13 protein-coding genes are annotated in these 14,458 nt (G+C 64.2%); 8 read left to right on the forward strand and 5 right to left on the reverse strand.

Translation table 11 applies throughout. The annotated features are described in order from the left end of the window. Window positions 1–78 precede the first annotated feature (78 nt). Window positions 79–687 carry a hypothetical protein gene (locus tag H0P51_RS28730; protein WP_246398224.1) on the forward strand — a complete coding sequence of 203 codons (609 nt, stop codon included), beginning with the start codon at window positions 79–81 and terminating at the stop codon, window positions 685–687. A 58-nt stretch (window positions 688–745) separates the two neighbouring features. On the opposite strand, the gene H0P51_RS25590 is transcribed toward H0P51_RS28730, so the two are convergent. From H0P51_RS25590 to H0P51_RS25610, 5 genes are all read right to left on the reverse strand, one after another. Beyond that, a complete protein-coding gene (locus H0P51_RS25590) occupies window positions 746–1,051 on the reverse strand; it encodes a hypothetical protein (RefSeq protein WP_180915589.1) in 306 nt (101 codons plus the stop codon). A gap of 251 nt (window positions 1,052–1,302) precedes the next feature. Further along, on the reverse strand, window positions 1,303–2,013 hold the full coding sequence (locus tag H0P51_RS25595; RefSeq protein WP_180915590.1) for a hypothetical protein: 711 nt from the start codon (window positions 2,011–2,013) through the stop codon (window positions 1,303–1,305). A gap of 265 nt (window positions 2,014–2,278) precedes the next feature. Next, window positions 2,279–3,331, reverse strand: a complete 1,053-nt coding sequence (gene dmpG / locus H0P51_RS25600; protein ID WP_180915591.1) for a 4-hydroxy-2-oxovalerate aldolase — start codon at window positions 3,329–3,331, stop codon at window positions 2,279–2,281. Beyond that, complete coding sequence (locus H0P51_RS25605) at window positions 3,328–4,242, reverse strand: acetaldehyde dehydrogenase (acetylating) (protein ID WP_180915592.1); 915 nt, start codon at window positions 4,240–4,242, stop codon at window positions 3,328–3,330. Before H0P51_RS25605 ends, dmpG begins: the two co-directional genes overlap by 4 nt. A gap of 232 nt (window positions 4,243–4,474) precedes the next feature. Continuing rightward, complete coding sequence (locus H0P51_RS25610; RefSeq protein WP_180915593.1) at window positions 4,475–5,260, reverse strand: 2-keto-4-pentenoate hydratase; 786 nt, start codon at window positions 5,258–5,260, stop codon at window positions 4,475–4,477. Window positions 5,261–5,332: 72 nt separating this feature from the next. Between H0P51_RS25610 and kstD the strand changes: the two genes are divergently transcribed. The 7 genes from kstD (at window position 5,333) to H0P51_RS25645 (ending at window position 14,305) form a co-directional block, all read left to right on the forward strand. Next, window positions 5,333–7,015, forward strand: a complete 1,683-nt coding sequence (gene kstD / locus H0P51_RS25615) for a 3-oxosteroid 1-dehydrogenase (protein WP_180915594.1) — start codon at window positions 5,333–5,335, stop codon at window positions 7,013–7,015. 1 nt (window position 7,016) lies between these two features. Beyond that, a complete protein-coding gene (locus tag H0P51_RS25620; protein WP_180915595.1) occupies window positions 7,017–7,877 on the forward strand; it encodes a MaoC/PaaZ C-terminal domain-containing protein in 861 nt (286 codons plus the stop codon). Between the two features lie 585 nt (window positions 7,878–8,462). Then, window positions 8,463–9,347, forward strand: a complete 885-nt coding sequence (locus tag H0P51_RS25625) for a cyclopropane mycolic acid synthase family methyltransferase (RefSeq protein ID WP_180915596.1) — start codon at window positions 8,463–8,465, stop codon at window positions 9,345–9,347. A gap of 279 nt (window positions 9,348–9,626) precedes the next feature. Next, the gene (locus H0P51_RS25630) at window positions 9,627–10,073 is read left to right on the forward strand and encodes an MmpS family transport accessory protein (protein WP_180915597.1); all 447 of its coding nucleotides are present in this window, start codon (window positions 9,627–9,629) and stop codon (window positions 10,071–10,073) included. After that, window positions 10,070–12,991: an MMPL/RND family transporter gene (locus tag H0P51_RS25635; RefSeq protein ID WP_180915598.1), complete on the forward strand. Its 2,922-nt coding sequence runs from the start codon at window positions 10,070–10,072 to the stop codon at window positions 12,989–12,991. The genes H0P51_RS25630 and H0P51_RS25635 overlap by 4 nt, the downstream gene beginning before the upstream one ends. Window positions 12,992–13,101: 110 nt before the next feature. Further along, window positions 13,102–13,458: a hypothetical protein gene (locus H0P51_RS25640; protein WP_343061745.1), complete on the forward strand. Its 357-nt coding sequence runs from the start codon at window positions 13,102–13,104 to the stop codon at window positions 13,456–13,458. A 10-nt stretch (window positions 13,459–13,468) separates the two neighbouring features. After that, the gene (locus H0P51_RS25645; protein WP_246398225.1) at window positions 13,469–14,305 is read left to right on the forward strand and encodes a TetR/AcrR family transcriptional regulator; all 837 of its coding nucleotides are present in this window, start codon (window positions 13,469–13,471) and stop codon (window positions 14,303–14,305) included. The last annotated feature ends 153 nt before the right edge of the window (window positions 14,306–14,458 follow it).

Consider the following 14,458-nt stretch of genomic DNA (forward strand, 5'->3'; position numbering starts at 1 on the left):
CACCGATCTCATTCCGGCTGCGCTGCGATGGCCTGATGCTGAAGGCCGCAACGGAAATTGGAAACTAGTGTGGTTGGAATGAGTACTCGCGATCAAAATGTAGGTCCAGATCGTCGAATCGAAGGCGGGCATCCACCCCCGCCGCGCGAACCCAACGCTCCCGACTTCAGCCTCACCCCCAGGGAACGCCGGCGCCCTTCGCTGCTCGCATTGGGAGCCGTGCTGCTAGCAGCAGCGGCCCTCGTCATTTCTCTCATTGCACTGCTGACCCAGCCCTCGCCTACGCCGGCGCCGGCGGCTAGCGCGCCCAACCCGCAGGCGGCAACCACCGCGGATAAGGCGTTATGTCAGGCAATCGGTCCGCTCATGAAGGAAAACGACGACCGCAGCAATGCGTTCCTGGCAACGGGTGATGCGGGTTCGCCGGGACGAGATGCTGCACTGCCAAAATTTGTCACGGACACTCGGGACTGGTCCCGGCGAACGCAACAGGCGCTGGATGCGCACGCCAGCCCGCCGCGTTTCGCCACCCGCGCGCTGCAGCGCTACATCGACGACATGCAGTTTTTCATAGCAAGCGTTCGCCCCGGTGCCGGAACGCAGTATGACGAGGCCGCGTGGACGGACAGCATTGTGGCCTACGGGGGGACACTGGCCACCTGCCAACAACTCGGTATCGGCTGGTGACGTTCGCCGCCATGTCACCTTTGCGGCTCCCAAGCGCCACCGCTTGGATATCCGCCGATCAGTACGGTTGCAGCGGAACCCACACCCCGTACAACCAGAAGCCCCACTCCTGGTAGTACGGATCCCACACCGGCAGCACGGAGAACCCCAGGTAATTCAGGGTGGGCGCCGCCCATCCAACTGGCGGTGGCCACGGTCCCCAGCCGCCGAACGGAGCCAGGGCATCCCGCAGCGGCGCTCCCCAATCCAGTGGGGGCGGCGGCGGAGGACCCCAACCCCACGGCGCAGGTCCAAGGCCCCACGGCGCGGGACCGCCGAACCACGGTGGCGGGAACGGATGCCAAGCCGGACTACGGAATGCCACATCCCAGCGCGGATCTCCAAGCGGGGCTCCCGGTCCGCGGAAGTCACCCCGGAAGTGCCAGGCTGGCCCACCTCGCCAACCGTAACGCCAATTCAGGTTCGCCCCAGGCCACCCCGGTCCTCCCACGTTGACCCCCAAGTCTCCCCGTGGGCCGAACCAGTGGTCGAAGGGCGGCGCTCCCGGACCGCGGAAGGCACCGCGGAAGTCGCCGGGCGGTGCGCCATGCAGGTGAGGACCGCCACGGAAGTCGGCTAGAGGCCCACCCGGTCCCCGGAAAGGCCCACGGAGATCGACCGCGGGGGCTCCCATAGCGCGGAATGCCGCCGCTGGGCCACCCGGGCCGCGCACACCGCCGTTGACCCCAAGCGCTGGTCCCGCCGGTCCACCTGATACCCCCAGACCGCCGCGTAGCGCGGTGGCCGGCGGACCGGGATTAAATCCTTGCTGTGCTGGTCCACCGGGACCAGCACCCGGTGCGGGACCGCCACCCCGTGCCGGACCACCAGCCTGCGGCGACGGACCACCACCCGCCTGCGGCCCAGGACCACCACCACGCGCCGGACCACCAGCCTGCGGCAACGGACCACCACCCGCCTGCGGCCCAGGACCACCACCACGCGCCGGACCACCAGCCTGCGGCGACGGACCACCACCCGCCTGCGGCCCAGGACCACCACCACGCGCCGGACCACCAGCCTGCGGCGACGGACCACCACCCGCCTGCGGCCCAGGACCACCACCACGCGCCGGGCCACCACCCGCCTGCGGCCCAGGACCACCACCACGCGCCGGGCCACCGCCACCAGGACCGCCGGGGCCGGGACCACCGCCACCGGGGCCTCCGGGGTGAGAACCGCCGCCACCGGGACCACCGGGGCCAGGTCCACCGCCACCGCCACCAGGGCCGCCGGGCCCACCGCCACCGCCAGGGCCGCCGGGACTCGCGTGTGCGACTGGCCCACCAATTCCGATGGTTGGAACCGAAAGCGGGTTGTTGACGAGCACGCACATAACGACAGCGATCGATAATCCCGCTGCCAGTTGCTTCAGATTCTTATTCCACCCCATGGGGAATCCTCTGTTGCTAGAGACCCCGACCCAGTACCTTATGTTACCCCCCGCACCGACGCTCGCGACTGCCGAGCGCGACCACCCGGCGGGCTTGTGCCCTTGTTGCACGCAACAGGGGGTCCCGCCCAACGGTCTGGCGGGGCACTTCTGCTCCGACTACTTCGAAGCGGCCTCGGCGTCTCGCTCCCGCTTGATCTCTAGCGCAATGTCGATCAGCTGGTCTTCCTGACCACCGATCAGCTTGCGCTGCCCGGCCCGGTGCAGCAGCTGATGGGCCGGTACGCCGTAGCGCTCGGACTGGCGCACTGCGTGCTTGAGGAAGCTGGAATAGACGCCGGAGTAGCCCATGATCAGCGCATTGCGGTCGAGCAGACATTCGGCCGGCATAGCCGGGCGCACCACATCCTCTGCGGCATCGGCAATGTCGAAGAAGTCGATACCGGTCTTGACACCGATCTTGTCGAACACCCCGATTAGCGCCTCGACGGGAGCGTTGCCGGCCCCGGCGCCGAACCTGCGCACACTGCCGTCGATCTGCTTTGCGCCGGCCCGGACCGCCTCCACTGAGTTAGCCACTCCGAGTCCCAGGTTCTCGTGCCCGTGAAATCCGACCTGAGCGTCTCCGCCCAGCTCGGCGACCAGCGCCGACACCCGGTCCGCCACGCCATCGAGCACTAGGGCACCGGCCGAGTCGACGACGTAGACGCACTGACAGCCGGCGTCGGCCATGATGCGCGCCTGGGCGGCCAGCTTCTCCGGCGGGATGGTATGCGACATCATCAGGAACCCGACGGTTTCCAGGCCAAGCTCACGGGCCAGGCCGAAGTGCTGGATGGAGACGTCGGCTTCGGTGCAGTGGGTGGCGATGCGACAGATCGACCCGCCGTTGTCCTGGGCTTCTTTGATGTCTTCTTTGGTGCCGACGCCGGGCAGCATCAGGAACGCGATCTTGGCCTCTTTGGCCGTTTCGGCGGCCAGCTTGATCAGTTCCTGCTCGGGGGTCTTGGAGAAGCCGTAGTTGAAGCTTGAACCGCCCAAGCCGTCGCCGTGCGTCACCTCGATCACCGGCACCCCGGCGGCGTCCAGCGCCGTGACGATGGATCGCACCTCGTCCTTGCTGAACTGGTGCCGCTTGTGATGCGACCCGTCGCGCAGCGACGTGTCGGTGATTCGGATGTCCCACGCCGCGTTGAAGAAAATGTCGGTCATTTCGCGCCTCCCGTAACGGCCAGGATTTCCTTGGCGATCTCCTCGCCCACCTTGGTCGCGGCCGCGGTCATAATGTCGAGGTTGCCCGCGTACGGTGGCAAATAATCCCCGGCGCCTTCCACCTCCACGAACGTCGTCACGAGGTGGTTGCCGCCGTTGACAACCGATGGCTCGTCGAACTGCGGCTCATTGAGTAGCCGGTATCCGGGAACGTAGGTCTGCACTTCGGCCACCACCTCTTTGATGGACTCGGTTATGGCGTCGCGGTCGGCGTCCTCGGGGATGGCGCAGAAGATGGTGTCGCGCATGATCATCGGCGGGTCAGCCGGGTTCAGGATGATGATCGCCTTGCCGCGGGCGGCGCCGCCGATCGTCTGCACTCCACGCGACGTGGTTTTGGTGAACTCGTCGATATTGGCGCGGGTCCCTGGACCGGCCGAGACAGAGGCAACAGAAGCCACGATTTCTGCGTAAGGGACGTCCACGACCCGGCTGACGGCGTAGACGATCGGGATCGTGGCCTGCCCGCCGCAGGTGATCATGTTGACGTTCGGGGCATCCAGATGCGCCCGCAGGTTCGCTGGCGGAATCACTGCCGGACCCACCGCGGCCGGCGTCAGGTCGATGGCGCGGATCCCGGCGGCCTCGTACTTGGGTGCGGCGTCGCGGTGCACGTAGGCGCTGGTCGCCTCGAATACCAGGTCGGGCTTCTCGGACTGCTCCAGCAGCCAGTCAGAGCCCTTGTGACTGGTCTCCAAACCGAGCTTGCGGGCCCGCGCTAGGCCCTCGCTGTCCGGGTCGATGCCCACCATCCAGCGCGGCTCCAGCCAATCCGAGCGCAGCAGCTTGTAGAGCAGGTCGGTGCTGATGTTGCCCGACCCGACGATGGCGACACTCGCCTTAGCAGGCATGATGCTCCTCATACTCAATCGTCGCGACCCGCTGCGCCCGGCTACACCGCGCTTGCGATCGCTCCCTATCTATTTGTCGCGACCCGCTGCGCCCGGCTACACCGCGCTTGCGATCGCTCCCTATCTATTTGTCGCGACCCGCTGCGCCCGGCTACACCGCGCTTGCGATCGCTCCCTATCCACTTGTCGCGACCCGCTGCGCCCGGCTACACCGCGCTTGCGATCGCTCCGGCTACTCGAACGACAACCGGACGCCACCCAGACCGGCGAACTCTGCGACAAACTCGTCGCCGGCATGAGCGTCGACCGCGAAGGTGCACGATCCGGGTAACACAATGTCACCTTTTTTCAACCGCACCCCGAAGCTTTCCACCTTGCGGGACAACCAGGCCACCGCGGTCGCCGGATTTCCCAGCACCGCATCGCTGCGGCCCTCGGCGATCAGATCGCCATTGCGCGTCAGCTTCGCGTCGATCGCGGTGATGTCGATGTCAGCCGGCGCCACGCGCGCCGTACCCAGCACGAAGCCGGCCGAGGAGGCGTTATCGGCGATCGTGTCGCACAACGCGATCTTCCAGTCCCGGATCCGGGTATCGATCAGCTCGATGGACGGGGCGACAGCCTCGGTCGCGGCCAGCACGTCGGCTTCCGTGCAGCCCGCGCCGGGCAGGTCCTCGCCCAGAATGAAACCCACTTCGACCTCGACCCGGGGCAGCAGGTAACGCGCCGTCTTGACCGGGGAGTCCTCAAACACCTGCATCTCGTCGAGCAGGTGGCCGTAGTCCGGCTCGTCGACACCCATCATCTGCTGCATCACCTTCGAGGAGAGGCCTACCTTGTGCCCTACCACCCGGGCGCCCTCGGCCACCCGTTGCCGGATGTTGATCAGCTGGATCTCGTAGGCGTCGACGACGTCGATATCGGGGTGCGCGGCCGTCAGTGGGGCGATGCCAGTCCGGCTGCGCTCGGCCTCCGCCAGGTCGGCAGCCAGCTCGTCGCGGGTCGCAACATCGAGCATTTACCGAATTCCCTTCGCGCTTGTGACCGGGCCAGTAGCGCCCGACCCGGGCAATTCTATAACGTGTTCTACATGACAGCACAGGAGTACGACGTCGTCGTGGTCGGTAGCGGCGCCGCCGGCATGGTGGCTGCCCTCACCGCCGCCCACCGCGGCCTCTCGACAGTAGTCATTGAGAAGGCGGCCCACTTCGGCGGATCGACCGCCCGCTCGGGCGGCGGCGTCTGGATTCCCAACAACGAGGTACTGCAACGTGACGGGGTCAAGGACACCCCCGAGGCGGCGCGCAGGTACCTGCACGGCATCATCGGCGACGTCGTCGAACCCGAGCGCATCGACACCTACCTGCAGCGCGGACCGGAAATGCTGTCGTTCGTTTTGAAGCACACGCCGCTGAAGATGTGCTGGGTCCCGCGCTATTCCGACTACTACCCGGAAGCACCGGGCGGTCGCGCCGGGGGCCGGTCGATCGAGCCGAAGCCGTTCAACGCCCGCAAGCTCGGGCCGGACGAGGCCGGCCTGGAGCCGGCTTATGGCAAAGTGCCGCTCAATGTCGTTGTGATGCAACAGGACTACGTACGGCTCAACATGCTCAAGCGTCACCCGCGCGGAGTGCTGCGCAGCCTGAAGGTCGGCGCGCGCACCATGTGGGCCAAATCGACCGGCAAGAATCTGGTCGGCATGGGCCGTGCGCTCATCGCGCCGCTACGAATCGGGTTGCAGCGCGCTGGTGTTCGCGTGGTACTGAACACCGCACTGACCGACCTCTATGTCGAGGACGGGGTAGTGCGCGGCATCTACGTTCGCGATTCGGACACAGCGGAATCCGCCGAACCGCGGCTGATTCGTGCCCGCCGCGGAGTGATCCTGGCTTCGGGCGGCTTCGAGCACAACGAGCAGATGCGGGTGAAGTACCAGCGCGCCCCCATCACCACCGAGTGGACGGTGGGCGCCAAGGCGAACACCGGCGACGGCATTCTTGCGGGCGAAAAGCTTGGTGCCGCATTGGATTTGATGGAAGACGCGTGGTGGGGCCCGACGGTACCGCTGGTCGGCGCGCCGTGGTTCGCGCTGTCGGAGCGCAACTCTCCCGGTTCTATCATCGTCAATATGTCCGGCAAGCGGTTCATGAACGAATCGATGCCTTACGTGGAAGCCTGCCACCAGATGTACGGTGGTCAGTACGGCCAAGGACCCGGGCCCGGCGAGAACATCCCGGCCTGGCTGGTCTTCGACCAGCAATACCGCGACCGCTATATCTTCGCAGGATTACAAGCCGGGCAACGCATTCCGCGTAAGTGGATGGAATCGGGCGTCATCATCTCGGCCGACACGATCGAGGAGCTGGCCACCAAGGCCGGTCTGCCGGTCGACGAATTCGCCAAGACGGTGGCGCGTTTCAACGGCTTCGCCCGCTCCGGGATCGACGAGGACTTTCATCGTGGCGAGAGCGCCTACGATAAGTACTACGGCGACCCAACGAACAAGCCCAACCCGAACCTGGGCGAGATCAGCCACGCCCCGTACTACGCGGCGAAGATGGTGCCCGGCGATCTGGGCACCAAGGGCGGTATCCGCACCGACGTGCACGCACGCGCCCTGCGCGACGACGGCAGCATCATCGAAGGTCTTTACGCCGCAGGCAATGTCAGCGCGCCGGTGATGGGCCACACCTACCCGGGGCCGGGCGGCACCATCGGTCCGGCAATGACCTTCGGTTACCTGGCCGCACTTCACATCGCGGGAGTAAATTGACATGCCGATCGACGTCGAAGTTGCCCTGGCCGCTGAGCTCGACCCGATCGAATTCTCCTGGACCAGTAGCGATATCCAGCTTTATCACTTGGGATTGGGCGCCGGCGCGAACCCGCTGGACCCGCGCGAGCTACGTTATCTTGTCGACGACGCCCCGCAGGTGTTGCCGACCTTCGGCAACGTAGCGGCCAGCTTCCATATGACCACGCCGCCGACCGTCCAGTTCCCCGGCATCGACATCGAGCTGGCCAAGGTGCTGCACGCATCCGAGCGGGTCGAGGTGCCCGGGCCGTTGCCGCCGTCGGGCTCGGCGAAAGCCGTCACCAGGTTCACCAACATCTGGGACAAGGGCAAAGCCGCGGTGATCTGGAGCGAGACGACGGTGACCGCGCCGTCGGGTGAATTGTTGTGGACGCAGAAGCGGTCCATCTTCGCCCGGGGCGAAGGCGGGTTCGGCGGCGATCGCGGGCCGGCGGGATCCGACGCCGCGCCGGAGCGGGAACCGGACCTGCAGATCGCGCTGCCGCTGCTGCCGCAACAGGCGCTGCTGTATCGGCTCTGCGGCGACCGTAACCCGCTGCACTCTGACCCCGAGTTCGCCGCCGCCGCCGGCTTCCCTAAGCCAATCCTGCACGGTCTGTGCACCTACGGCATGACCTGCAAAGCAATCACCGACGCCTTGCTCGATGGGGATGCTTCGGCGGTTGCGGCTTACGGTGCGCGTTTCGCGGGTGTCGCATATCCAGGTGAGACACTGCAAGTCAACGTATGGAAGGACAACGGTCGCTTCGTTGCCGGGGTAAATGCGCCGTCCCGCGACAACGCGGTGGTGCTGTCCGGTGTCGAGTTGCTCCCCACCTGAGCGTCGGGCACGGTTCGCGCCGCAGCACTCACCGGCATCTGGTTGGCTAGCGTGATCTCGTCATCTTTGCTATCTCCATGAAATCGTTTGCCCGACAACTGATGTGCGGGCCGACGTAGCCGCCACGAAGCCACTTTGGATTGCCGCGTCGGCGGTATCGCTCTCGGCGACCTCGCCATTGCAGCTTCGTTGCCGATAAATATCTGTGATAGGGGCAAGAAATACCTGTGACATGGGGCAAGCGAGTTTCACGGTCGTTGCCAGTGGGCACTTTAGCGGGGGTGAATTATCCACAATCCCCCATCGAGCGGCACGCTGTCTGGACACTCGGCGTCGACAGCGGCGCGAACGCGATGTTCGGCGAGAAGGAGGAAGGCGAGAAGAGGGTGTGGCGAAACTGCCCCGTACGCCGTCACGCCAGCGTGACACTCGGGGACAAAACTGCATGTCAACCTGCTGCTTTCAGGAGTATCGGCCCCGCACCGGTAAGCTGGGACGACTGGTCGGCGTTGACCGCTGACCTCACGCGTGGGGGGCGCGCTCATAATCTGAACCGCCGAAAGCAATAAACGGAAAGTTGTCTCGATGCCTGAAAAGCAATCTAATACTGAACAACTGAAGCCGCATTTTGAAGATGTGCAGGCACACTACGACCTTTCCGACGAATTCTTCCGGATCTTCCTTGATCCGTCGCAAACCTACAGCTGCGCCTATTTCGAGCGTGAAGACATGTCACTCGAAGAGGCGCAACTCGCCAAGATCGACCTGTCGCTGGGCAAGCTCGGGCTGCAGCCGGGGATGACGCTGCTCGACATCGGCTGCGGCTGGGGGGCCACCCTCAAGCGCGCGTTGGAGACTTACGACGTCAATGTGGTGGGCCTGACCCTGAGCCGCAACCAACAGGCGCACACCCAGCGACTTCTCGAAGAACACCCCAGCTCCCGCAGCAAGCGGGTGCTGCTGCAGGGTTGGGAGCGCTTCGACGAAAGCGTCGACCGCATCGTCTCGATCGGTGCCTTCGAGCACTTCGGCCGGGACCGCTACACCGACTTCTTCAAGATGGCGTACGCCGCGCTCCCCGAGGACGGCGTGATGCTGTTGCACACGATCATTCAGCCCAGCGGCACCGAGTTCGCCGAGCGCGAGCTGCCCGTCACCATGACCAAGCTGCGGTTCATCAAATTCATCATGGAAGAGATATTTCCGGGCGGCGACCTGCCAGCCGCGCAATCGGTGGTGGATCATGCCGACGCCGCCGGCTTCTCGGTCAAGCGGATCCAGCAGCTGCGCCTGCATTACGCCCGCACCCTCGACATCTGGGCCGCCGCGCTGGAGTCTCGCCGTGACGAGGCTATCGCCATCCAGTCCGAAGAGGTCTATGACCGGTACATGAAGTACCTAACCGGCTGCGCCGACCTGTTCCGAGAGGGCTACACCGATATCGCGCAGTTCACTCTCGCCAAGAGCTGACTGACCTCGTCGCCCGTACCGACCTCTTCGCCCGTGCGAAGGGCCGCTCGAAATTGCACGCGCTCATTGCTTGTCTGAACCTTCAATACAGTCTACATTAGCCCCTGTGTCAACAGGTGGTGAGTGGCCGCAGACCAATGCTCGGCATGCCGGCCGCTGCCCGGACTGGCTTCGTCGAAACGGCCGATGCCGTGCGAATGCCGGCGCTGCCAACGAGTTTCGAGTTCTGCTGCCGGAAACGTCGCGTCGGGTGGCGCGAATCCTGTGAAACGGTCACGGATGCAGCGGTTTTCGCTCGGACGCAGACTCAGCCGACGGTGGTTGCTGGTGGTCGCGATAGCCGTCCTCGCGGTCGCCGGCTTTACGGTGTATCGGCTACACGGCATCTTTGCGTCACAAGATGTCACCTCGACGCCCCGCGGCAACGGCGACGACGTCACCCCGTTCAACCCCAAGCACGTAGTCATCGAGGTTTTCGGCCCCCCAGACACCCAGGCAACCATCACCTACCTGGACGTCAACGCCCAACCTCAGCGCGCGGACGCCGCCACACTGCCCTGGTCCTACGACACGACCACCACCCAGCCGGCGGTGTTCGTCACGGTCTCCGCCCAGGGCAACCGCGACTGGATCGGGTGCCGAATCGAGATTGACAACGAGGTCAAAGACGAGAGAACGGTCAACATCTTGCACGCCTTCACCTACTGCCTGGACAAATCCGGATGAGCACCCGCAACGCTCCGCGACATTCGGTCCCTAATTTCATCCGCCGGTTCGCCGTGCTGATCGCGTTCTTCTGGCTCGGCCTGGCGGTAGTGACGAATGTCTTTGTGCCCCAGTTGGAAAAGGTCGCCCAGGCGCACAACGTATCGCTGAGTCCCCATGATGCGCCGTCGCTGCAGGCGAGCAAACGCATCGGCAAGGTGTTCGGAGAATTCGATTCTGACAGCGCGGCGATGATCGTGCTCGAGGGAGATCGACCGCTCGGCGCCGACGCCCACCACTACTACGACGGCTTGGTCAACAGGCTCACCCAGGACACCAAGCATGTCCAGCACATTCAGAATTTCTGGGGGGACCCGCTGACGGCGGCCGGCTCACAGAGCTCCGATGGCAAAGCGGCGTTGGTGCAGGTGTACCTTGCCGGAAATCAAGGCGAGTCGTTGGCCAACGAATCGGTCGATTCGGTGCGCAACATCGTCGACCACACGTCGCCGCCGCAGGGAGTCAAGGCTTACGTCACCGGTCCCGCGCCGCTGGTGACCGATCAGTTCGAGGTGGGCGGCAAAGGCACACTCAAGACCACGCTGATCACCATCGGGGTGATCTTGGTGATGCTGGTGTCGATCTACCGTCGCCTCAGCACGGCGGCCCTGGTGCTTTTCACCGTCATGGTCGAGCTGACCGCGTCCCGCGGAGTCGTCGCCGTTCTCGCAAACGCGGGCATCATCGAACTCTCTACGTACTCGACCAATCTGCTGACTCTTCTCGTCATCGCCGCCGGAACAGACTATGCGATCTTCATTCTCGGCCGCTTTCACGAGGCCCGGTACGCGGGTCAGGATCGGGTATCAGCATTCGACACGATGTATCACGGGACCGCGCACATCATCTTGGGCTCGGGCCTGACGATCGCCGGCGCCGTATTCTGCCTGACTTTCACTCGGCTCCCGTATTTCCAGAGCCTCGGTATTCCCGCGGCATCCGGCGTCCTCATCGCAGTGCTGGCGGCGCTGACCCTGGCACCCGCAATCCTGGTCATTGGCCGGCATTTCGGTCTGCTCGAACCCAACCGCCAGATGGACACACAACGGTGGCGGCGCATCGGCACCGCCATCGTGCGTTGGCCCGGCCCCATCCTGCTGGTGACGATCGCCGTAGCCCTGATCGGTCTTCTTGCCCTGCCTGGCTACAAGACGAACTACGACGCCCGCTCCTACATGCCGGCCAGTGCCCCGGCCAATGTCGGTTATGCGGCTGCGGAGCGCCACTTTTCGCAGGCGCGACTCAATCCCGAACTGTTGATGATCGAAGCCGACCACGACCTGCGTAACTCCACCAACATGATCCTGCTGGAGCGTGTCGCCAAGGCAATATTCCATACCGACGGCATCGCCGAGGTGCAATCGATTACCCGCCCGCTGGGTACACCGCTGGATCACACGTCGATCCCGTTTCAGATCAGCGCAGGGAACGCATCTCAGATCAATAATTTGCCCTTCCAGCAGTCCCAGACCGCCGACCTGCTCAAGCAGGTCGCCGTGATCAACAACTCGATCGACATTCTGCGGCAGCAGTATGCGCTGCAACAGCAGTCCAGCGCTGTCACAGACGAGCAAGCCAAGGCATTTCAGCGGACCGTCGCGATTGCCCAGGACCTGCGCGACAAGATCGCCAACTTCGACGATTTCTTCCGGCCGATCCGCAACTATTTCTATTACGAGAGACACTGTTACGACATACCAATTTGCGCCACACTGCGGTCGCTGTTCGACGCACTCGATGGCATCGACGCGCTCACCGACGAACTGAACAGCGTCTCGGGCAGCATTGCCAAATTGGACGCGCTACAGCCCAAGCTGCTCGCGTTGATACCGCCCCAGATCGCGAGTCAGGAAACCAACCGCGACCTGACGATGACGAACTACAGCACCAACTCCGGACTGAACGACCAGGCGGCCGCTGCACTGCAAAACGCCACCGCTCTCGGTCAGGCGTATGACGCGTCGAAGACCGACGATTCTTTTTACTTGCCGCCGGAAGCGTTCACCAATCCCGAATTCCTGCGCGGTCTGAAGTTGTTCCTGTCACCGGACGGCAAGGCCGCCCGGATGATCATTACTCATGACGGTGATCCTGCTACACCACAAGGTATTTCGCATATCAACGCCATAAGGCACGCGGCCCAGGAGGCGGTCAAGGGAACGCCTCTGGCCGGATCCAGAATCTTCCTCGCCGGTACTGCGGCCACCTATAAGGACATCCAGGACGGCGCTAAATACGACCTCATGATCGCCGGAATCGCTGCGCTCAGCCTCATTCTGCTGGTGATGATGACCATCACCCGAAGCGTCGTCGCCGCGTTGGTCATCGTCGGTACGGTGGCGCTGTCGCTGGGCGCGTCCTTCGGGCTGTCCGTGCTGATCTGGCAGGACATCTTTGGCATCCAGCTGTACTGGATTGTGTTGGCGCTGGCCGTAATTCTGCTGTTGGCGGTGGGATCGGACTATAACCTGCTGTTGATCTCGCGGTTCAAGGAAGAGCTCGGCGCCGGTTTGAACACCGGCATCATCCGTTCGATGGCCGGATCGGGGGCGGTGGTGACATCGGCAGGCTTGGTCTTTGCCGCGACGATGGCCTCTTTCGTGTTCGCTGACTTGCGGATCCTCGGCCAGATCGGCACCACGATCGCGCTCGGCCTGCTGTTCGACACGTTGATCGTGCGCTCGTTCATGACGCCATCCATCGCAGCACTGATCGGACGGTGGTTCTGGTGGCCGCTGAAGGTGAGACCGCGGCCCGCCAGTCAAATGCTTCAGCCCTACGGATCACGCCAGTCGGTCCGCCAACTGCTGTTGTGGGAGGACGACGACCCGGTGGCGCCCGGCTCACAGCGACGCGAAAGCAGAGGAACAGCAATATGATTTCCGGCCCTTGGGGATACCTCACCGTGCTTGCCGCTATTTCGGCAGTGACGTGCGCTGGATGCGTATTCGTTTATGTCCGGCGGCTGGAGAATCGGACGCCCGCACCCATGGGTGAGAAAGTCGGCGCCCACAAGGCGGTTCTAGCCAAATTGCGCAAGCGGGAGCCGCTGACACAAGACGAGTTCGACTACGCGAGTGAACTGGTCGCCGACGCCCGATCACCGCTCGCTTACGCCATACCCGCCACACTGTTCTGCGCGGGCTTCTTCTACGTGGTCGGTTGTCTGTACGAGCTCAGTGTTTATGGCGGGAATCCGTCGTTCCGAACGTTCATCGGGGGACTTCCCATGCTTGGTTCGCTGAACGTGTTCGGTCAACTGCGCCGGGTCGCGCGACTGCACAAGCGACTGCCGAATTCCGTGAGAACCGACCGCGATGCCGATTTCGCGGAGAGCAAAGTCTGACGAGGTGCTCATGCCGCACGACCGCATCGATGCCGATGCAGCAGACCCGATGATCGACCATCGCTGCGTCTCGCCCGAATTGATCGAGGCCGCGGTGCGGGCCGCCGAGGCCCTGAACCGCGACATCGCCGAAGTTCCGGTCAGTGCCATCGCTGCCGAAGCCCGGATCTCCCGCAGCACGTTGCTACGGAGACTCGGCGGATCTCGTAGCCCTCTGGATGCCGCGGTTCGTGCCGCCGGCATTGATCCTGGTGGCCGACCCCCGGTGCGCCTGCGGGCTCTCACCGCCGCAGCAGCCGTGGTCAGTGAGAATGGTCTAGCTGCGGCCACCCTGGAGGCCATCGCGGAACGTGCGGATTGCTCAGTGTTCAGTTTGCACGCCGCATTCGGTGGGCGCGACGAACTCATGCGCGCGGTATTCGACCAGTTCAGTCCCATCCGCGACATCGAGGAATATCTCGCCCAGGCCCAAGGCGACCTGCACTCCACGGTGCACGGCTTTTATCGCGCCGTCGCCAATGCACTCAGCCGCGAACCCCGCGTCTCTCCAGCAATGTTGGCCGAAGTGTTTTCGCGACCCACGAGCACCGCGGTGCAGTCACTGGCCCAGTATGCCGCGCCGCGGATGTTCGGCACGCTCGGAACTTGGTTCGATGCCGAGATCCGAGCGGGGCGCATCCGTGATCAGCCGGTATTGGTGCTTACCCAATACCTCCTCGGGCCAATTCTGATCCATATGCTGATGCGTCCCGCCTTCCCCGACGTTCCCGGGCTCACGCTCCCAGAAATCGACGAGGTCTGTGATGCCTTCGCCGAGAATTTCATCCGCGCTGTGCAAACACCGTAGAGACGAGAGGGTCGTGACCGCCGGCGCGGCTGCATTGTGCATGGTTGTCGCTGCGGTAGCTCTGATCAGCCTCGGGCGTTCCGCCGGGTACCGGTGCAAGCGCCAAGAAGTGCAGGCACCCTCATGGTGACGAACTTTTTGCGCGTGGGAATT

The sequence above is a fragment of the Mycobacterium vicinigordonae genome (genome assembly GCF_013466425.1).
In the GTDB taxonomy this organism is placed as follows: domain Bacteria; phylum Actinomycetota; class Actinomycetes; order Mycobacteriales; family Mycobacteriaceae; genus Mycobacterium; species Mycobacterium vicinigordonae.